General features: G+C 37.9%; 17 protein-coding genes and 2 other annotated features. Of the genes, 14 read left to right on the top strand and 3 right to left on the bottom strand.

The genetic code is table 11. The features are described 5' to 3' along the window. Positions 1–132: 132 nt before the first annotated feature. Complete coding sequence (locus tag BCR25_RS07815) at positions 133–627, bottom strand: cysteine hydrolase family protein (RefSeq protein WP_069663062.1); 495 nt, start codon at positions 625–627, stop codon at positions 133–135. Between the two features lie 205 nt (positions 628–832). On the opposite strand from BCR25_RS07815, the gene gshAB reads away from it, so the two are divergent. Further along, positions 833–3,109: a bifunctional glutamate--cysteine ligase GshA/glutathione synthetase GshB gene (gene gshAB / locus BCR25_RS07810; RefSeq protein ID WP_069663061.1), complete on the top strand. Its 2,277-nt coding sequence runs from the start codon at positions 833–835 to the stop codon at positions 3,107–3,109. A gap of 110 nt (positions 3,110–3,219) precedes the next feature. On the opposite strand, the gene BCR25_RS07805 is transcribed toward gshAB, so the two are convergent. Further along, complete coding sequence (locus BCR25_RS07805) at positions 3,220–3,627, bottom strand: hypothetical protein (RefSeq protein ID WP_069663060.1); 408 nt, start codon at positions 3,625–3,627, stop codon at positions 3,220–3,222. Between the two features lie 18 nt (positions 3,628–3,645). Further along, a complete protein-coding gene (locus tag BCR25_RS07800; protein WP_069663059.1) occupies positions 3,646–4,092 on the bottom strand; it encodes a YueI family protein in 447 nt (148 codons plus the stop codon). Between the two features lie 495 nt (positions 4,093–4,587). On the opposite strand from BCR25_RS07800, the gene fitA reads away from it, so the two are divergent. From fitA to pepT, 13 genes are all read left to right on the top strand, one after another. Next, a complete protein-coding gene (fitA, locus tag BCR25_RS07795) occupies positions 4,588–5,535 on the top strand; it encodes an iron chelate ABC transporter permease FitA (protein WP_069663058.1) in 948 nt (315 codons plus the stop codon). Further along, positions 5,532–6,500, top strand: coding sequence for an iron chelate uptake ABC transporter family permease subunit FitB (fitB, locus tag BCR25_RS07790; RefSeq protein WP_069663057.1), 969 nt, complete (start codon positions 5,532–5,534; stop codon positions 6,498–6,500). Before fitA ends, fitB begins: the two co-directional genes overlap by 4 nt. Then, a complete protein-coding gene (gene fitC / locus BCR25_RS07785) occupies positions 6,497–7,255 on the top strand; it encodes an iron chelate ABC transporter ATP-binding protein FitD (RefSeq protein WP_069663056.1) in 759 nt (252 codons plus the stop codon). The genes fitB and fitC overlap by 4 nt, the downstream gene beginning before the upstream one ends. 223 nt (positions 7,256–7,478) lie before the next feature. Further along, positions 7,479–8,441: an iron chelate ABC transporter substrate-binding protein FitD gene (gene fitD / locus BCR25_RS07780; protein WP_069663055.1), complete on the top strand. Its 963-nt coding sequence runs from the start codon at positions 7,479–7,481 to the stop codon at positions 8,439–8,441. Between the two features lie 237 nt (positions 8,442–8,678). After that, on the top strand, positions 8,679–9,602 hold the full coding sequence (locus BCR25_RS07775; protein WP_069663054.1) for a YhfZ family protein: 924 nt from the start codon (positions 8,679–8,681) through the stop codon (positions 9,600–9,602). A 179-nt stretch (positions 9,603–9,781) separates the two neighbouring features. Further along, positions 9,782–10,600: a class I fructose-bisphosphate aldolase gene (locus BCR25_RS07770; RefSeq protein WP_069663053.1), complete on the top strand. Its 819-nt coding sequence runs from the start codon at positions 9,782–9,784 to the stop codon at positions 10,598–10,600. Positions 10,601–10,751: 151 nt separating this feature from the next. Beyond that, a complete protein-coding gene (locus BCR25_RS07765; RefSeq protein ID WP_069663052.1) occupies positions 10,752–12,020 on the top strand; it encodes a PTS transporter subunit IIC in 1,269 nt (422 codons plus the stop codon). 15 nt (positions 12,021–12,035) lie between these two features. Then, the gene (locus BCR25_RS07760; protein WP_069663051.1) at positions 12,036–13,079 is read left to right on the top strand and encodes a galactitol-1-phosphate 5-dehydrogenase; all 1,044 of its coding nucleotides are present in this window, start codon (positions 12,036–12,038) and stop codon (positions 13,077–13,079) included. After that, entirely contained in the window at positions 13,079–14,587 is a 1,509-nt protein-coding gene (xylB, locus tag BCR25_RS07755; protein WP_069663050.1) for a xylulokinase, read from the top strand. Before BCR25_RS07760 ends, xylB begins: the two co-directional genes overlap by 1 nt. Positions 14,588–14,601: 14 nt before the next feature. Then, positions 14,602–15,540 (top strand): hexose kinase, encoded by a 939-nt coding sequence (locus tag BCR25_RS07750; protein ID WP_069663049.1) that lies wholly within the window; start codon positions 14,602–14,604, stop codon positions 15,538–15,540. A 145-nt stretch (positions 15,541–15,685) separates the two neighbouring features. Continuing rightward, positions 15,686–17,038, top strand: a complete 1,353-nt coding sequence (locus BCR25_RS07745) for an FAD-binding oxidoreductase (RefSeq protein ID WP_069663048.1) — start codon at positions 15,686–15,688, stop codon at positions 17,036–17,038. 117 nt (positions 17,039–17,155) lie between these two features. Further along, positions 17,156–17,391 (top strand) — a binding site (T-box leader). Between the two features lie 272 nt (positions 17,392–17,663). After that, positions 17,664–19,310 carry a peptide ABC transporter substrate-binding protein gene (locus BCR25_RS07740; RefSeq protein WP_069663047.1) on the top strand — a complete coding sequence of 549 codons (1,647 nt, stop codon included), beginning with the start codon at positions 17,664–17,666 and terminating at the stop codon, positions 19,308–19,310. Between the two features lie 22 nt (positions 19,311–19,332). Continuing rightward, a complete protein-coding gene (gene pepT, locus BCR25_RS07735; protein ID WP_069663046.1) occupies positions 19,333–20,568 on the top strand; it encodes a peptidase T in 1,236 nt (411 codons plus the stop codon). Between the two features lie 69 nt (positions 20,569–20,637). Further along, positions 20,638–20,865, top strand: a binding site (T-box leader). Positions 20,866–21,054: the final 189 nt, after the last annotated feature.

Below are 21,054 nucleotides of genomic sequence, written 5' to 3'. Positions count from 1 at the left end.
CATCATTAAATAGCTCAACAAATACCCCTTAGCTATACTATCACGATGACTAAGAGATATCATGAGATAATTTTAATTTTTTAGCCGACAATTATGTTAAAATGAATCAAGACAAAGAATCATCGAAATGCATTAAATAAAAGTCAAAAAGCGATTATTCCATAATTGTTCATGATGTTGAATAATCGTTTTCGCTCCAAGTAAGTCATTATTTAATGTGGTGCTGAGCCCTTTTTTCATAAAACCTGTGTAGCCCAAGCCATGTGCCATACGAATGGTTGTATCGACACAATATTCAGTTTGAGCGCCGCAAAATTCAAGCTCTGTAACCGATAAGTCTTCGAGACATTGTTTAAGAGAGGTGTTGAAAAACGAGTTAGCATGCGTTTTTCCAATATAAATGTCCTCGTCTTGAGCATCTAGCTCATCAAATAATTGCCAGTCTTGGCTGTTAAGAATCAGTTCGTCATCTTCATGTTGAATAAAAATGATCGGCAGCTTATGCATGCGATAGTCTGCAATTCGTTGGTTGACTCCTTTCAGGAAATCATTTAGTTGAAACAATCCGGTTCCGGAATGATTTAAGCCTTTTTGCAGATCGATAACGATCAATGCTCGTTTAGTCATGTAGATGTCCTCGCTTTAACTTATTTTTTTTAGTATACAATGAGTCAGCTGCAGAGGAAAGAATTAAAATAGCTAAGCCACTACTATCAGTGAAATTTAAGGTAATTTTTTTCTTTTTGACAAAATTAAGCGTAAATATTCTTTTTACCGCTCTTTTTTTATATAATGAGTAGTGATGAATAATTACGGGGAAGAAAGGGACAGTATGAAATTTAAAGAGTTGTTACAGAAAAAAAATGTGCGCCCTTATATAACGGCTGCGCGTTTCGGATTAGAAAAAGAAAGTCAACGTACAACATTTGATGGTGCATTGGCAAAAACTGATCATCCAGAAGTGTTGGGAAATAGATCTTACCATCCATATATCCAAACGGATTTTAGTGAAACTCAGATGGAACTTATTACACCAGTAGCGAATTCAATCAACGAGATGCTGCGTTATCTTGCTGCGATCCATGATGTAGCTTTACGTTCGATGGATAAAACAGAAATGCTTTGGCCACTAAGTATGCCGCCTAAGTTGCCTGTCAAAGATGAAGATATCAAGATTGCAAAACTCGAACAATTTGAAGGAATTCTGTATCGCCGATATTTGGCGCGAGAATATGGGAAACGTAAACAAATGGTTAGTGGGATTCATTTCAATTTTGAATATGCAATCGAATTAGTGCATCAATTATTTGCGATTCAGGAAGAGTACGAAACCATCGAAGAGTTTAAAAATATCTTATATATGAAAGTATCACGAAACTATCTCCGCTATCGTTGGTTGATCACTTATTTATTCGGTGCGTCTCCTGTTAGCGAAACTGGCTATTTTTCAGAAAAAGAAGATCACCCAAAAGAGCCAGTCAGAAGTATTCGCAATAGTGCATTCGGTTATCAAAACAAAGAGAACGTCAATGTCTCGTATGAATCTTTACAAAGTTATATTGAGGACATTCATCGCATGGTGGAAAATGGGATTTTATCAGAAGAAAAAGAGTTCTACTCCGCAGTCAGATTGCGTGGCGGCAAACAAATGTCTGATTTGCCGAAAACAGGGATTCGTTATATCGAATTAAGAAACTTAGACCTGAATCCTTTTGCGCCTCTTGGGATAGAAGAAGAATCATTGGAATTTATCCATTTGTTTATGCTGTTTCTTCTTTGGACCGATGAAAAGGAAACACCGAATGATTGGGTTGCTACAGGCGATTTGTTGAACGAACAAGTAGCTTTGGGTCATCCATTTGCTCAAGTGAATGTCCTAGCTGAAGGCGACCGAATTTTTGCTGAAATGGATGAAATGATCGAAGCCTTAGGTCTGTTCAATTTCAAAAAAGTACTAGAAGTTCATCGCGGACAATTAAGAACACCTGATTTAACGATTGCAGGGAAAATGTGGACGATCATTGAAAGCAATTCAAATCATGAATTAGGTATTGTCTTTGGAAAAGAATATCAAGGCATGGCATTTGAACGTCCTTACCAGCTAGCTGGGTTCAGAACGATGGAATTATCGACACAACTCTTTTTATTTGATGTCATTCAAAAAGGGATAGAGGTTCAAATTTTAGATGAGCAAGAACAATTTTTGAAGCTTGAACATAAAGGGCATGTAGAATATGTCAAAAATGCAAATATGACCAGTAAAGATAGCTATATCGTACCGTTGATCATGGAAAATAAAACTGTGACGAAAAAAGTTTTGGCGAATGCAGGTTTTGTTGTTCCAGAAGGTGATGAGTTTGACACGCTTGAACAAGCGGAACAAGCCTATGTGAAGTATTCAGAAAAAGCGTTTGTGATTAAACCGAAAACAACAAATTATGGGTTAGGCATTACGATCTTCAAAGAAGGAGCCTCTTTAGCTGACTATAGTGAAGCACTAAAATTAGCGTTTAAAGAAGACTCTGCTGTACTGATTGAAGAGTTTTTACCAGGAACAGAGTATCGCTTCTTTGTGATCGATGATCAAGTTCGAGCTATTCTTTTGCGTGTGCCGGCAAACGTTGTGGGTGACGGAGTTCGTTCCGTGGAAGCCTTAGTGGCAGAGAAAAATCTCAATCCATTAAGAGGAACACATCACCGTTCACCGTTAGAGATCATTCAACTTGGAGATGTAGAACGTTTGATGTTGAAGGAGCAAAATCTATTGGTGACTTCTGTTCCCGAAAAAGATCAAATCGTTTATTTACGTGAAAACTCGAATATCAGTACAGGCGGCGATTCGATAGACGTCACAGATGATTTCGATGAAAGTTATAAACAGATTGCCATAGAGGCAGTTCAGGCAATAGGTGCGAAAATCTGCGGTATTGATTTGATTATTCCAGACAAATCAGTCAAAGGCAGCAAAGATAGCAAAACCTACGGTATTATCGAAGCAAACTTCAACCCGGCGATGCATATGCATACTTACCCTCATGCAGGACAAGGGCGTCATTTGACGATGGATGCGCTGAAACTATTGTATCCGGAAGTGTTTGAAAAAGAATAAAAATAAGCTGTGACAGAAGCGTTGAATCTCGAGAAAAGAGAGGTTGCTTCTGTCACAGCTTTTTATTCATAGGTTGAGTGGTTAAAATGAAAAGCTAAGCGCACTATTTATCAGTACTCCAGCTCTTTGATAGCAATAGTTTGTTTGGTTTCTTCCACTTCTAAACCAGTACTATCTTCCCACCATTGTTTCATTTCACGTTCGTATGTTGTTGGAAAGGCAGCAACGATCTCGTTCAACGTTTTTCCATGCAGTCGAGCATAGGGGTAGTTTAAAAGTAGATTGTATTTCAGCTCATTAAGGAGACTGTAGTATTGAAACATCATATAATGCAGTTCCTCTTCATCTTCTTCAAGCATGACTTTAGGTGCATGCTCCAGCATAAAACCAAAGCTTCGCATCATAAAGGTAAAAGCATCCATGTGGTCTTCCTCAATTTGTTCAACTTCTCTAAGTAAAGTGATGTGCGTATTCAAGGCATTTGCTAAGTCTTGTTTCAGTAACTGTTGTTCTACCATTTTAAAAGACTCCTCTCCTTAGTTAAATAAGTTGCGCCAAAAGCTTTTTTTAGGGGCATCTTTTTTTTCAGTGGGTGCTGTTTTAGGGTATTTTTGTTCAATATCAATAATGTCGATATTTACTGCTTCTTTCGCCGTTAAAATCAATCCTAGTGAATCTGGTGTATTCGTAACGAAATCATTTATTACAGTAAAAGAGATATGTTGTTCATTGATCGTTTTTATATAGTTGGCCTGTAGAGCCATATCTATTGCTCCGTTTAAAAGAACCGTAGCATCTGGATGAGCGGCTGCTTCACTTAAAAAATGTTTTTTGTTTTCTTCATCTTTCATTTGTCCAATGGTCATGGTTAAATAACAGCGTTCCCGGAATGTGCCCATATATTTTTGCTGTTCCTCTGGTTTTAGCCGCGGGGTGCCATACATTGCATTATCCAAATGTTTTTGTAAGTCATCTTGCGCCATAGAGTATCAAACCTGCTTTCATTCAGTAGTCTTATACCAAATTATAGCATAGAATACCTGAAAGAACTGGATTTACTTGTCATCAAAGTACGCTTAAATGGCAAAAAGGTATTGCTTTTCTAGCGACTTTCGCATAGACTAATAAATAAGAATGAAAATCATTCTCAATTAGAAAAACTAGTGTATGAAGCTAACTCTTCGGAAAAGCTGAATATACGTGATCAGCTCTGACCGAAAAATAGGAAAACATGATGATGCATCTTTGAGGCACTAGTAGGTTTTATCTTTTTTCCGAAGAGCTAGTATATAAAGCTAGACAATAAGGAAAGCTGAATATGCTTGATCAGCTCTGACCGAAAAATAGGAAAACATGATTGTGCTATTTTCAGGCACTAGCAGGTTTATCTTTTTTCCGAAGAGCTAGCATATGAAGCTAGACAATAAGAAAAGCTGAATATACGTGATCAGTTCAGATAAAAAAGTAGGAGAGAGTATATGAAAAAAATAGGTTTATTTGTTCTCTTACTCCTGTTAATTGTTTCATCGATTTTTGTCGGGGTCAAAGATATTTCTGTGTCTCAATTCATGCAGTGGGATGCACAACAGCAGTTGGTGCTGTTGACAACAAGAGTACCGCGAACAGTCAGTTTAGTGATTGCTGGCAGTACAATCAGTATTTCCGGATTAATCATGCAGCATTTGACGCAAAACAAATTTGTTTCTCCAAGTACGGCAGGTACGATGGATAGCGCACGTTTAGGTATTTTGTTTGTGATGATCTTTTTCCCAAGTGCCCCCTTGCTGTTTAGGTCATTCATTGCTTTTTTATTTGCCTTTGGCGGAACGTTGTTGTTTATTTATTTAACACGATTTTTACCCGCAAAGAATCAAGTGATGATTCCGTTGATCGGTGTGATGTTTGGTAATATCATCGGATCAGTGGCGACCTTTTTTGCGTATCAGTTCCAGCTAGTTCAAAATATGTCTTCGTGGCTGCAGGGAAATTTCTCCACAGTAATGAAAGGCAACTATGAATTGTTGTATCTGACGATTCCTCTATTATTTGTGACCTATCTTTTTGCTTATCGATTTACCGTTGTCGGCATGGGAGAAGACATGGCAACCAATCTAGGGATAAATTATCAGCGCATCCAGCTGTTTGGGCTGGGAATTGTTGCGTTGTCCAGTGCAGTCGTGTTGATCATGGTCGGAAACATTCCCTTTTTAGGAGTAATCGTTCCTAATTTGGTTTCGATGCGCTACGGCGATCATATGAAAAATACGCTCGCGATCACAGCCGTTGGCGGAAGTATTTTCTTGCTGGCATGTGATGTCTTGGCTCGTGTAGTAATTGCACCGTATGAGGTTCCTGTCAGCGTTGTTGTCGGCGTATTAGGCAGCTTTATCTTTATTGCATTACTGATGAGGAGGAAAACAGCATGAAAAAATTCTTCCAATCCTCAGCGGTAAAAATCATCTTATTGTTGATCGCCGTAATTGCAGTTTGCGCATTGTATCTATCCTATAAAACCTATGGGAATTGGGCGTTTGCTTTAGAACTTAGAGGGAAAAAATTACTGGCTTTTGTATTTGTTGGTGTAGCTGCGACATTTTCTACGATTAGTTTTCAAACTATGACGCAAAATCATTTCTTGACACCGAATATTTTAGGGCTGGACTCGCTGTACGTGTTTATTCAAACATTGCTGTTCTTCATTTTAGGCGGCCAGCAGTTACTAGGTAATGAAACGATTGCCACCTTTGTTTTAAATGTTTTGTTGATGGTCGGCGCAAGCATCATGCTATCTCGTTTCCTATTAAAAAAAGGTGGAAATGATCTATTTCTATTGCTGATGATCGGTATTATTTTAGGTACTTTTTTTAATAGTATCAGTACGTTCCTGCAAGTTGTGATGGACCCGAATGAATATGATTTACTACAAGGTAAATTATTTGCTAGTTTTGGAAATGTGAATAGTCAGCACTTAGTGATTGCCGGTATTTTGATTACGCTTTTAGTTGGTTTTTTGTGGATAAAAAGTCATGCATTAGATGTTTTGCATTTAGGAAACGAGCAAGCCACTAGTTTAGGAATCAATGTTCCTCGATTTCAGTTTATCTTATTGACTGTTATCAGTGGATTGATCGGTTTATCGACGGCTTTGGTCGGTCCGGTGACATTTTTGGGATTTATCGTGGCGAATATGAGCTATCAGCTAATGGGGACTTACCGACATCGTGCGTTGTTTCTGGGCGGTAGTTTACTGTCGATTTTATTATTAGTTTTAGGTCAATTTTTAGTTGAGCAGGTTTTCCAGTTGAACACAACATTGAGTATTGTAATCGAGTTTGGCGGCGGAATGTATTTTGTTGGAAAAATTATTAGTGAAAGGAAGCAGCGCGGATGATCGAAATCAAAAATGTTTCAAAAAGATATGGTGAAAAGATTGTTGTTTCAGAAGTTCAATTACCGATTACAGAACAAAAACTGACCGCTTTTATTGGTCCGAACGGGGCAGGCAAAAGTACCCTGCTTTCGATGATGAGCCGCTTGATTCCTAAAGATACAGGGGAAATCTATTTAGACCACAATGAAGTGAAAACGTGGAAACAAAGTGAACTATCAAAAAAATTATCGATTTTGAAGCAAACAAACGGGATCAATTTGAAAATCACTGTCAGAGAGCTGGTCAATTTTGGGCGTTTTCCATATAGCAAAGGTCGCTTGAAAAAAGAGGATCACGAGAAAGTCGAAGAAGCTATGAAAAATCTGGGCTTAATCGATTTGGCAGATGAACTGATCGATACCTTATCTGGCGGACAATTACAGCGTGTATACATTGCGATGGTTTTGGCGCAAGATACAGATTATATTTTGCTGGACGAACCATTGAATAATTTGGATATGAACTTCGCTGTTCAAATGATGCAGACATTACGTCGCTTAGTAGATGAATTTGGTAAAACTGTCGTAATTGTTCTTCATGATATCAATTTCGCTGCTAGTTATGCAGATGAAATCGTCGCAATGAAAGACGGTCGACTCTTTACTCATGGAACGACAGACGAAGTGATCCAATCAGAAACATTGAACAAACTTTATGACATGAATATTCGAATTTGCGAGATCGAAGGCAAACGCTTTTGTATGTATTTTAGCTAGAAAAGCTGAGAGCATTGTTCAGCTCTTGAGCAAATTAGGAAAATCGTTCAAAGGTGTTCTCTACCTTTGAAAAGATTTTGTCTATTTGCCGAAAGAGCTAATGCTCGAAGCTAGATCAAAGAAAAGCGCAACACGTTCGTTCAGTCTTTGAGCAAATTAGCAGAAAAAAATTAATCTATTGTAGAAAAAATTTAAAAACATTAATGAAACTGGGGGAAATAAAATGAAAAAGAAATTTTTAGCAGTGGCTACAGTATCAATGATCGCATTACTTACGTTAGGAGCTTGTGGAAACAATAGTAAAAATGCAACAGATGGTTCTTCTGCGAAAGAATCAAGTGCGGCAGAAACAACTATTACGATAGAAGATTCAAACGGTTCGGTTGAAGTTCCTAAAAATCCAGAAAAAGTTGTTGTCTTTGATAATGGTTCATTAGATACGCTGGATGCGTTAGGTGTGGGTGAAACAGTAGTTGGTGCACCAACTAAAAACCTGCCAGCCTATTTAGCGGATTATAAAAAAGTAGAATCAGCTGGAGGAATCAAAGAACCAGATTTAGAGAAAATCAATCAAATCAAACCAGATTTAATCATTATTTCTGGTCGCCAACAAGATTTTCAAGATAAACTAAGCAAAATCGCACCGACGATTTATCTATCTGTAGATGCAAAAGATACATGGAATTCTACGAAGAAAAACATCCAAACATTAGCAGAAATCTTTGATAAAAAAGAGGAAGCTGATAAAAAAATTGCAGACTTAGAAAAAGAAATCGCTGATGTGAAAGAAAAAGCAGAAGCAAGTGATGAAAAAGCATTAGTTGTTTTAGTGAATGAAGGTCAATTATCTGCTTACGGAACAGGCTCTCGTTTTGGTATTGTACATGATACGTTTGGCTTTAAACAAGCAGACGATGCAATCGAGGCCTCAACCCATGGACAAAGCGTTTCTTATGAATATGTATTAGAGCAAAATCCAGATATTTTATTTGTGGTTGATCGTACGAAAGCAATCGGCGGCGATGATACAAATGATAATGTAGCGGATAACGAGTTAGTGAAACAAACAAACGCTGGTAAAAACGGTAAAGTGGTTTCTCTACAACCAGACGTTTGGTATTTAAGCGGTGGTGGGTTAGAGTCTACGCACTTGATGATTGAAGATGTACAAAAAGCATTGAAATAGTTATTCTTACTTCAACAAAAAAATGGATTTTTTTGATAAAAGCTGAAATTCACGAAAAAAATTTTTTCGTGAATTTCTTTTAGTTTTTTTAGATATGATTTTTTCAAGTAGTGTGTGCGATGAAAAATCATCTGTTAATTGGTTTAGATACAGAGAGATTCTGAACTTTTCTTGATAAAAAACTATATGTCTGATAAATTATATCTAGCTAGTTCTATAAGTAAGGAGCAGGAATATATGTATTTAAGTCAAAAAGGAAGAGCGCAGCAAAAGCTAGCCGAAGTTTTTCTTTCGTGTAAAATTGGCGATCAAGTTCCAACCTTCAACGATTTACATAAAGAATTCAAAGTTGGAACGGGAACGATCCAAAGTGCATTGAAAGAATTTGAAACGAACGGAATTGTACAGTTAAAAGCGCAGCCACGCTATGGTACGACATTAGTGGGGAAAGATGTGGAAAAGCTTTGGCAGTTTTTACCAAAAAAACATGTGATTGGTTTATTCCCAGAACCATTCAGTTTAGAGATGCAAGGATTGGCAATGGGCTTAAGAGAAGCGTTTCAAGAACTTGGAATTCCGTTGATTATTGTTTACGGATATGGCTCTAAGGTTCGCTTTGATCGAATTTTAAGTGAACAGCATACAGAAGATTTTGTGATTTCTTCTTTTGCATCTGCCAAAGATCGGCAACTCATCAATCCAGAATTGGATGTTGCACTGCGCTTTAAAGAGAATTCTTTTTATCAAAAAGAATCATTATTGGTTTTAGAAAATGAACAGATACAAAAGAAAAAAGAAATCAAAATCGGGATTGATTATAGTTCTTTTGACCATATGTTGTTGACAAAAATGGTCTTTCCAGATGCGTCTTACGTAGATATCAAATATAGCGATGTTCCCTATGAAGTATTAACGAATATTGTGGATACAGCGATTTGGCATCGAACTATTCAGCCTAAATTTGTTTCAGGAAAAGTAATCTCTATTGGTTCGTGTGGCAAAGAGATGGATAACTTGAAATTAACGGAAGTTTCAGAAGCAGTCCTGACTATAAACAGTAATACCAAGCTAATGAAAGGTGTCTTGGAACATATTGATTGTGCCAAGGTAATTGACATTCAAAAAAAAGTATTAGCACAGGAAATACAACCGATATTTTAATACAAAAGATGGGAAGGGGTATATGCCAACTCCCGTTTTTATTTGAAAATAAAAAAATTAACTGGAATGGTATTGACTATTATCAATATATACAGTATTCTGTATTATGTATTAAAGAGAGTTGGAACCAGTATTTTTTATTAAAAATACTAAATACATTTAGAGAGAGAGGAACAAAAATGGTAAAAGTTACGAATCAAGTAGGAAAAGAGCTACGTATCAGTCGTTTTTTAAATTCGGAGTCGAAACGAACAGTGATGGTAGCCTATGCGCACGGTGTTCTTTTGGGACCAATCAAGGGAATGGAAACAAACGCTGAAATCAATCAACAGGTAGACACCTTACGTGAAGCGGATGCTATTTTAATGCCAATGGGTTTTCTCCCATATGTACAGCCTCTATTTGAAGGAAAAGACGCGCCAGAAATGATTGCCTTATATGATTGGCAAAGTATTAGCCGACCAGCAAATCATCTTGGATATACTGAAGGCAGTATTGAGCCGATTACATCAATCGAACGTGTCTTAGCAAGTGGTGCAACCGGTGTAATGACTTATCTCTTTATTGGATTTGATGATCCTGAACTTGAAGCAAAAGAAGTGCGTAGAAATTATGAAGTAAATGAACTTTGTCAAAAATACGGTTTAATTCATATTATTGAACCACGAGTGGTGAAAAGTAAAGAAACGAATACGGATGGAACCATGAAATTAGAATTGATGAAAGTTCATACACGAATGGCAGCCGAGCTTGGAGCTGATTTTATCAAAGTGAAATACCCAGATACACCAGAACGTTTAAAAGAGCTACAAGATATTAGTCCAGCACCATTATTGGTTGCAGGAGGCTCAAAAATTGCTGATGGTGATGCAGATCAGATGGCAGAAGCATCGGTAACTGCTGGGACGGCTGGTATTGTCTTTGGACGGAATATCTATCAAGCGGATCAACCAAAAGAAGCATTAGCTCGTTTCCTAAATATCGTTCATCAAAAATAAGCGATAGACCAGCTCAAAAAAAGAAGATGAAGCTGGGATGTAACTCATAGAGTTATGTCCCAACTTCTTTATCAAGTATTAAGCAACAGGCTGTTCAATCTTTTTTTTATAAACAAAAGAAAACGTTTACTTTAACGCTAGGAGTGAGACTATGGGTATTTTACAAGGAGCGATTGATTGGTTTATTGGTTTGGGCGGTACATACTTTGTGCCAATCGTTATGTTGGTTATCGGCTTAGTCTGTCGTGCAGGATTGAATACAAGTGTTAAAAGTGCTTTGTTAATTGGAATTGGGTTAACTGGATTGAATTTAATCACAGATTTTTCGGTCGCTGCCATGTTACCTGTTACAAAACAGCTTTCCGCACGATTAAATGCAGATTTTTCAATTGTTGATATTGGCTACGGAAGTGTGACAGCGGCTTGGAGTTGGCCAGGAGTTCCTTGGGTTATTTTAGGTATTATTTTATTGAATGTTTTGCTTGTTTCACTTAAATTGACTAGTACATTATGGGTGGATATGTGGAACATTTGGCATGGGCAAGCTTTAGGTGTCATGTTTTGGGCTTTTACAGGAAACTTACTTTTAGGAATTGCGGTTGGAGTAGGTACATTAGTTTTATCAATGTTTTTGGCCGATTTTCATGCAAAACAGTTTCAGGCATTCAATCATTTAGATGGTGTAACAGTGCCGGCACCTTCAGCAACCTTTCCTGCGACTTTTGCTTTTATTCTCATGAAAGTTATTAAGCGAATTCCAGGATTAAATAAGGTGAAAGCTTCTTCGAATGATTTAAAGGAAAAATTTGGCTTGCTGGGTGAGCATAGTGTTATCGGGGCTTTGTTAGGTGTCATAATTGGTGTGATCAGCGGCATTGAAGTCGCAATGATTATTCAATTAGCTGTGAAATTAGCCGCTATCCTAGTTATTTTACCGGCGATGCTGCAGTTTGTAGCAGATGGAATAGTTCCGATTACAGAAAATTTATCCAAATTTATGAAGGAAAAGTTCAAAGGTCGTGCATTAAACATAGCTGTTGACCCAGTCATGTTGCTTTCTGATCCTTCTGTTATGTCAACTGTAGTTATTATGTATCCAATCGCAATTTTTGTTTCAGCCTTTTTACCTGGGAACAACTTTTTGCCGGTTGCAAGCTTAGCGGCACTTCCTTATTGGATTGGCGGAATTGCACCATACACAAAAGGGAATATTGTTTATAATGTTATTATTACAACGTTATGGATTATACCCACCACATTAGCAGCGACACAGTTAGCTGGTTTAACAACCGGTGCAGCAGAATTGACGAACATTCTAGGGGGAAATATTGACGCTGGTACACTTGTCAGTAGCTGGGATGAAGGAGGAAATCTGTTAATGTGGTTAATCGTAAAAGTGAGTGAACTATTTGCTGGATAAACTGGAGGCGGTAAAATGAAAGCTTTATTATTAGAAGCAAAACAAAAATTAAAAATGAAAGAAATACCTACACCGAAGATTTCTGAGAATGATGTGTTAGTTAAAGTGGCTTATTGCGGAATTTGTGGTTCCGATCTACCAAGATTCTTTGAAGGTGCTGTTCATCAATTTCCTCAGATTCTAGGACATGAATTTTCTGGTACAATTGAAGCTTGTGGATCAAAAGTAACGACTTTGGCAGTTGGTGATCGTGTTGCAGTAGCCCCATTAACCGTTTGTGGACACTGTGAATATTGCTTAGCGGGATATCCGCAAATGTGTGAAAACTATGGTTTTATCGGTTCACATCAAGCTGGGGCATTTGCTGAATATGTGGCTGTTCCTGAGCAAAACATCATTAAAGTTCCTGAAACCGTCTCTTTAAAAGAAGCAGCTTTAATTGAACCATTTACGGTTGGCTTACATGCAGTGGAAAGATTGCCGATCAAAGCGAATGATGAGATCTTAGTATTAGGTGCAGGAACGATTGGTTTAATGACGATTCTTGCTTTACGTGCACGAGGTGTTGGGAATATTAGTGTTTCTGAGATCAATGATAACAGGTTGAGATTCGCTAAATTGGCAGGTGCAGATCAATTAATCAATCCAATGAAAACGCAACTTGAAGACTATGTATTAGAACATGGTCGTCCTCATAGCGTCTTTGAAACAGCGGGACATCCATTGACGCAAGTTCAGGCCATTACGCTTGCGAGGAAGAAAGGGCAAGTGACGTATGTAGGAACGAGTCATCGGCCAATTCACTTTGAAGCACAAGAATTTGAACATATTTTTAGAAAGGAATTAATTGTCACAGGTTCTATGATGTCTTATTCAGCTCCATTTCCTGGTTATGAATGGCAAGCAGCTTTAAGTTATCTAGAACGGGGGTTAATTGATGTAAAACCTCTGATTACAGGTATCGTTCATTTGGAAGATGAGGGACAGCCATTTTTAGAGTTGACAGCAACTGATTCTAAACAGATTAAATTACTTTATGAAATTGGAGGAGAAGTTTAATGGTGGACGGATTATTAGGAATCGACATCGGTACTTCAAGTTGTAAGCTAACAGTCTTTCAAACAGATGGACAGCCGCTTATTAGTGAGACCGAAAAATACCCTGTGTATTATCCGGAAGATGGCTGGGTAGAGCAAAATCCAGAAGAATGGTGGGAGAGCATTTGTCTAGCTTTGCAGCGTATTACCACCAGTAAGGCTCTAGAAAATGTACAGATTAAAGGCATTGGTGTTGATGGGCAGGGCTGGTCAATGATTCCAATTGATAAAAATGGTCAAGTACTTTACAATAATCCTATTTGGATGGATACACGAGCTGCTGCAATTTGTGAAGAGGTAAAAGAAAAGATTGGTGCAGAGAAGATTTTTACTATCAGCGGAAATTCTTTTGAGCCCACGTATACGTTGCCGAAGATACTTTGGCTAAAGCAGGAGCACCCTGAAATTTATAAAAAAATTGACAAAGTACTTCAAGCAAATAGTTATATTGTTTATAAGCTAACTGGAGAAAAAACACAGGATATTTCTCAAGGCTATGGTTTGCATTGTTTTGACATGAAGCAAGGCAAATGGAGCGAAGAAATGTGTCAATTGTTTGGTATCTCCTCGGACATTTTACCTTCCATTCACCTATGTGACGAGGTTGTAGGCAGTGTTAACCAAAAAGCTGCTTCTGAAACAGGTTTAACTCAAGGAATTCCTGTTGTGGCTGGCGGTTTAGATGCAGCGTGTGGCGCATTGGGAGCAGGTGTTATTGCTCATGGAGAAACACAAGAACAAGGAGGACAAGCTGGTGGTATGAGTGTTTGTCTAAATGAATATGTTGCTGATCCGAGTCTGATTATGGGTTATCATGTAGTGCCGAATCATTGGCTGCTTCAAGGAGGAACAGTTGGTGGTGGCGGTGTGATCGATTGGGTTAAAAATAATTTTTGCTTTGAAGAGAAAACAAATGCACAATTTTATGGCACAACAACTTATTACGAGATGGATCAGCTTTCAGCAACGATTCCAGCAGGCTCACAAGGCCTAGTATTTCTACCATATATGAAAGGCGAGCGCTCACCGATTTGGAATCCACATGCCAAAGGAGTTTATTTTGGGTTAGAGTTTACCAAAACTAGAGCACATATGATCCGTGCTAGTCAAGAAGGCGTAGCGTATTCATTGCGGCATAATTTAGAAATTGCTGAACAGGCGGGTGCAAGTGTTGAAGAATTATGGGCAATGGGAGGCTCTGCAAATAGTGAGGTCTTTACGCAAATTAAAGCAGATGTGACTGGAAAGGTAATTCGTGTCCCATCATCAGATACAGCGACAACGTTAGGAGCTGCACTGTTGGCAGGTGTGGGTGTAGGTTTATATAAAGATTATGAAGAAGCGCGTGAAAAAACGGTTCAGGTCCAAAAAGAGTATGTTCCCAATATAAAAAATAAAGAGGCCTATGATTCAGGTTTTAAAATATATAAAGAATTATATACAAAATTAGAAAGTATGATGATAGAGTAAAGGGGGCGAAAAATTTGATCGTAACAGTGACAATGAATGGATCTGCAGACATTACGTATATAATGGATCAGTTAATTTTAAACGATACAAACCGCGTGGCGAATGTCAAAAAAACCGCAGGCGGAAAAGGATTAAATGTTACTCGTGTATTGAAACAGCTAGAAGCACAAGTTATTGCTACAGGGATCGTTGCAGGAACAACTGGTGATTTTATTTTAAATCAACTGGATCAGCAGGGGGTTAAACAAAATTTTTATAAAATGAACGTAGGTGAATCACGGAACAACATTTCTATTATTCAAAGTAGCAGTCAAACAGAAATTTTAGAACCTGGTCCAACGGTCTCAGAATCAGAATTAGCTTCCTTTTATAGAATCTATCAACAGATTACGAAACAAGCAGATACAATTGTCTTATCTGGTAGTCTGCCGCAAGGAGTACCAGTAAATTATTATAACCAGTTGATCGAGTTTGGCTATAAAAATGGCAAAAAAATGCTATTAGATACTTCTGGAGCTGCACTTGCGCAAGCAACTCAGGCAGTATTTCCACCAACCCTGATTAAACCAAACCAAGCAGAATTGACAGAATTATTAAAGAAAGAAATCAGTCTGAAAAATCTATCTGCATTAAAACAAGAATTATGTTCACCTTTACTTGAAAAAATTGAGTGGATCGTACTGTCTTTGGGTGCACAAGGAGCTGTAATTAAGAGAGGCAAGCAATTTTATCAGGCTACTGTACCTAAAATCGAAGCAATGAATGCGATTGGCTCTGGGGATTCTGTAATTGCTGGATTCGCATTAGGATTGGATCAATCTTTACCTACAGAAGAAATCATTCGTTATGGAATGACCTTAGGTGTTTTAAATGCGATGGAGCAAGAACCTGGTCATTTAAAACTTTCTAAGTTTCAAGAAATTTATCAAAAAATAGATATTACAGAAATATAGAAAATGGGGTAAAAAGGACTATTAGGAGACACAGTAGTGAAGGATTTTTACCCTATGAACTAGCAAAAAAAGATAATTTCAATTGACTTTATTTATATAATACAGTATTCTGTATATTGTAAATATAGAATTAGGAGGATTTGAAATGGAATTCATTACAGACGCAAAAGAAATGAGAAAGTACATTATTGATTGGTGGCCGGCAATTTTAAAATGGCCGGAGGAAAAAATACAAGCGCATTTACCTAAAGCTGTTGCTATTCCTAAATCAGTTGAAGAAGCACAAGAAGCAGTAAAATATGCGTATGATCATGGATTAGCTGTAGTACCATTTGGAGGTGCGTCCGGTGTTTTAGGAGGGATTGTTCCAGAAAAACCTTCATTGAGTATTGATATGCAAAAGATTACTGGTGTGGTTGAATTTGATGAAGACAATTTATTGATTACAGCTAATGCTGGCATGTTTGGTCGCGAGTTGGAAGATTATTTAAACGAAAGAGGCTATACAACGGGTCACTACCCTCAATCTATTGATTTAGCCACTATCGGTGGGCTAGTAGCTACTAAATCAGCTGGGACTTTTAGCAGTAAATATGGCAATATTGAAGACATGATGCAGTGTGTAGAGGTCATTTTACCAGATGGAACATTATTCACTAATCGAAATGTCCCTCGCTCAGCAACGGGACCTTCCATTCCTAACTTATTTATTGGCTCAGAAGGAACATTAGGCTTAATAACTAAAGTAACTTTAAAAGTGCATAAAATTCCTGAACGTAGAGAATTCCGAGGAATTGAGTTTGATACTTTAGAGGAAGCGGTTTCAACAGCACGAGACTTCTATTTACGTGATATTGTACCAGCAGTTGTTCGTATTTATAATTCAGCAGAAGCACAAAATTTATACGCTAAAATAAATCATACCTCTGACAAGATTTTGATGATCGTAGGGATCGTCGGGGCAGAGACGATCGCACCTGAAATATTGAAGCAGGTTCTACTAACAGCAGCTAAACGAGGTGGAACAGATTTAGGTGCTGAAATCGGTAATAATTGGGAGCAACACCGCTATAACGCAGATTGGCTGGAAGAGGGCAATGCCGAAGATACGATCATAGCGGATGCCATTGAGGTCAGCGGTAATTGGACCACATTACCTAAGATGTATGAGGTTATTTCTAAAAAATTAGAGGGTAAGGTTGAGAAACTTTGGGCTCACTGCTCACATTGTTACCCTAGCGGAGCGAATATTTATTTCATTATTTTTGCTAAGGGAAAAGATAAAGAGGAAACCTTGAAAAAATTTAATGAAATTTGGCAAATCATCATGGAAAATGTCCATGAAATTGGTGGTTCAGGTGCCCACCACCATGGAATTGGTCGTCAACGTTTGCCTTGGTTTGAAGAAGAGATTGGCACATCGTACACCATTTTAAAAGACATCAAAAAAGCAGTAGATCCAAAAAGTGTCTTTAATCCAGGTATTTTAAAACTATAATAAAATCAAATTCACTATCCTAAACGTTTATGATCTAAATCAGTGTTTTTAGCTAACGCATATTGACGCTACCTCATTCTCTATGCTACAATCCTTTTAATACATTATCTATTAAAATTAAATGTGAAGATAAGGAAAGTATTTTTCAGATAACTTAAAGAGAGTCTCGGCTGGTGGAAAGAGACAGTGACGCTGGAAAAGAAAATGGCCTTTGAGCAAATTGGTTGAATAAGTTAAGACCAATTCAGGTGCGCCTGTTATAGCGCCTCAGTATGATTGTACTGATAGAGTGGACTTAGAATTCTAAGTCAATGAAGGTGGTACCGCGAAAGTTTATAGCTCTCGTCCTTTTTGAAGGATGAGGGCTTTTTGCTGTGAATCGCTGCGACTGGCTTCGCCAGAGCAGATGATGAACAGTACTTGGCGACCAACGGGAGCGAAGTAACCAAACTCTCGAATCACTACACTGTGTTTTGATCGCATCAATTTCTAAGAGCTAAAGCGCTAAGAATTGAAGGACAATTGGCTTCGTCAGATTAGGAACAATCATACTGAATACAACGCTCAATGTTCGCACAAAATGGTAGGAGTAGCTAATGTATGAAACTATTTAGGGGGAAATAAAATGAAGAAAAAGTTATTCGTTGTAAGTGCTGTATTAACAGGCTTACTATTAGCCGCATGTGGAGGCAATGATAAAAAAGAAACAACCAAAACCGAAACAGAAGGATTGGCAACTAGCCAAAAAATAGAAATCAGTTCACCCGCACCATTGTCTACACTTGATACCACGCAAACAATGGACAAAAATACCTTTACAATCGTTCAGCACTTATTTGAAGGCTTGTATCGTTTTGAAGATGATAGCACGCCGATTCCAGGATTAGCCGAAAAAGTGGCTATCAGCGATGATGGGTTGACGTATAAATTTACTCTGAAAGACGATATTAAATGGAGTAACGGAGAGCCGATCACAGCACAAGATTTTCTTTACTCATGGAAAAAATTAGTCACACCAGAAACGATTGGTCCAAATGCCTATCTTTTGGATAACGTCAAAAACAGCAAAGAAATCCGTAATGGTGAAAAATCAGTAGATGAGATGGGGATTTCTGCGCCAAGCGACAAAGAATTTGTGGTTGAATTAGACCAAGCACAACCTTCATTTTTGACTGTTGTTTCTATTGGCTGGTTGGCGCCTCAAAATAAAGAATATGTTGAAAAACAAGGAAAAGAATACGCACAAGATAGTGATCATTTGATTTACAGTGGACCATTTATTTTAACGGATTGGGATGCTTCTTCAGACACATGGACATTAAAGAAAAATCCAGAATACTATGAAGCAGATAAAGTAAAATTAGAAGAAATCAAAGTCAATACAATCAAAGAAGAAAATACTGGGATCAATTTATATCAATCAGGCGAATTGGATTTGGCTCGTATTAGCGGACAATATGTTGCTCAATATCAAGATGATGCCGGCTATGTGACGCATTCTGATGTAGCCAATTACTTCTTAGACTTCAATAAGCAAGAAGGAACAGCGCCAGCCAACGTTCATTTACGCAAAGCCATTGCTCAAGCAATCGATAAAGATGCTTTGGCAAAAAGTGTGTTAAATGATGGTTCAAAACCATTGAACGGCTTGATTCCAAGAAATCTATATAAAAATCCGGATACATCAGAGGATTTCAGGGAGTTTAGTGGAGATCATTTAGAGTATGACGTAGAAAAAGCGCAGGAAGAATGGAAAAAAGCTCAGGCTGATTTAGGCGATAAAGTAAAATTATCTGTGCTGGTTTCTGATGATGACAATGGGAAAAAACTCTCTGAATATGTGCAAAGTCAATTGCAGGAAAATTTAAAAGGCTTGGAAATCACGATCAACGCACAGCCTAAGAACAACGTACTTGAATCTAGAAAAAATAAAAAATATGAACTATCTTTATCTGCTTGGATCGCTGGCAGCAGTGATTTAGATTCGTATTTTAACTTATATGATGGCACATCTGCCTACAATTATGGCGGATATGAAAATAAAGATTACGACAAATTAGTAACAGATGCAAAAACGATTCATGCGAATGATCCGGAAAAACAGTTTGATGACTACAAAAAAGCGGAAGATATTCTGCTTGATCAAGATGCTGCACAAGTTCCGTTGTATCAAAGTGCATCAAATTACTTGATCAATCCAAAAATCAAAGGCATCAGTTATCATTTGTACGGAGATTATTTCAATCTTAGAACGGCATTTTTAGAAGATTAGTTTAACGGTTAGGAGCAAAAGAATGGATAATTTATTAGACCGATTTATTCGCTATGTAAAAGTCAATACACGCTCGGATGCAGCTAGTCAAACTGTACCAACAACACAAGGGCAAGTTGAATTGGCGCACATCATTGAAAAAGAGCTAATCGAGATGGGGCTTTCTGATATTTATTACAATAAAAAAAATGGCTTTCTAACAGCTGTCTTACCAGCAACAACGACGGAGGATGTACCTGCGATCGGTTTTATCGCACATTTGGATACAGCAGATTATAACGCAGAAAAAATCCAGCCAAAGGTATTTGAACAGTATGATGGACAGTCGGTTGTGCTGAACGAAGCGCAGCAAATTATTATGGAGATCGAGGAATTCCCTAATCTAAAAGACTACATTGGTGAAACCTTGATCACCACAGATGGTACGACCTTGTTGGGAGCAGATGATAAAGCAGGAATTGTAGAGATTTTAGATGCAGTTGACTATTTACTTGCTCATCCAGAAATTCCTCATGGAAAAGTGCTGCTTGCATTTGGACCAGATGAAGAAATTGGTCGTGGTGCGGATCGTTTCGATGCAGAAAACTTTCCAGCAGCTTTTGCGTATACTGTGGATAGTGGTCGAGTGGGTTGTTTTGAATATGAAACCTTCAACGCCGCACAAGCGATTATTACGATCGAAGGAACAAGTGTCCATCCGGGAACGGCTTATGGCACAATGGTCAATGCGATCAAAGTCGGCGAACAATTGGATGCTTTATTGCCAAAAGAAGAGGTTCCAGAAAAAACACGCGGACATGAAGGCTTTTATTTGCTGACAAAATTCAACGGCAGTTTAGATTATGCGGAGTTGACCTACATTATTCGTGACCATGATAAAGCATTATTTAATCAACGCAAACAAAGACTCCTTGAACACGTGCAAGACTTGAATGCATCCTTTGATAAGGAAAGATTGACGATTACATTTACAGACCAGTACTACAACATGAAAGAAGTTATCGAAAAAGATTTAACGCCTGTTGAGTTGGCCGTTACGGCAATGAAAAACTTAGACATCGAACCAGATATTCAGCCCTTCCGTGGAGGGACGGATGGATCGAAAATCTCCTTTATGGGCATTCCTACACCAAATTTATTTACAGGTGGGGAAAACTTCCATGGTCAGTACGAGTTTATTACGTTAGAAGCAATGGAAAAAGCGGCTAAAACAATCGTTGAAATCATCAAAGAAAATGCGAAGTTTCAAAAAAAGTAAATGAGCATTAAAAGTTTATACAAAAAATAGTTGACAATATTAGAATTTTCTAATATGATTATCCTCAATAACAAAGCTTTGAGAAAGAGGAGTAACAACACTGGAACTTTTCAGAGAGCTGATGGCGGTGAGAATCAGCAAGGGATGGGTTGCGAATGGACTTTCGAGCAAAATGTTGAATAGCAGTAGGCATTTTCGGGAACTCCCGTTACAGAGTAAGGTCGTTGATAGACGACTGATAAGAGGAAAGAATTTCTTTCAAACTTGAGGTGGCACCGTGAATTTATCGCCCTCAAACCACAGATTTTATGTGGTTTGGGGGCTTATTTTATTGTAAATCATGAACAACAACGTGATTCGATGATGTACAATACTTGGTGTCCGACAAGAGAGAAGTAACCTTCGTTTACTTTTGAAAAAATGATTCTTTTCATTGAGGTGGTACCGTGGATAATACTATTCGCCCTCACAAAACAGACCGATGTT

The sequence above is a fragment of the Enterococcus termitis genome, assembly GCF_001730305.1.
Classification (GTDB): domain Bacteria; phylum Bacillota; class Bacilli; order Lactobacillales; family Enterococcaceae; genus Enterococcus_L; species Enterococcus_L termitis.
This window is presented reverse-complemented; position numbering and strand designations above follow the sequence as displayed.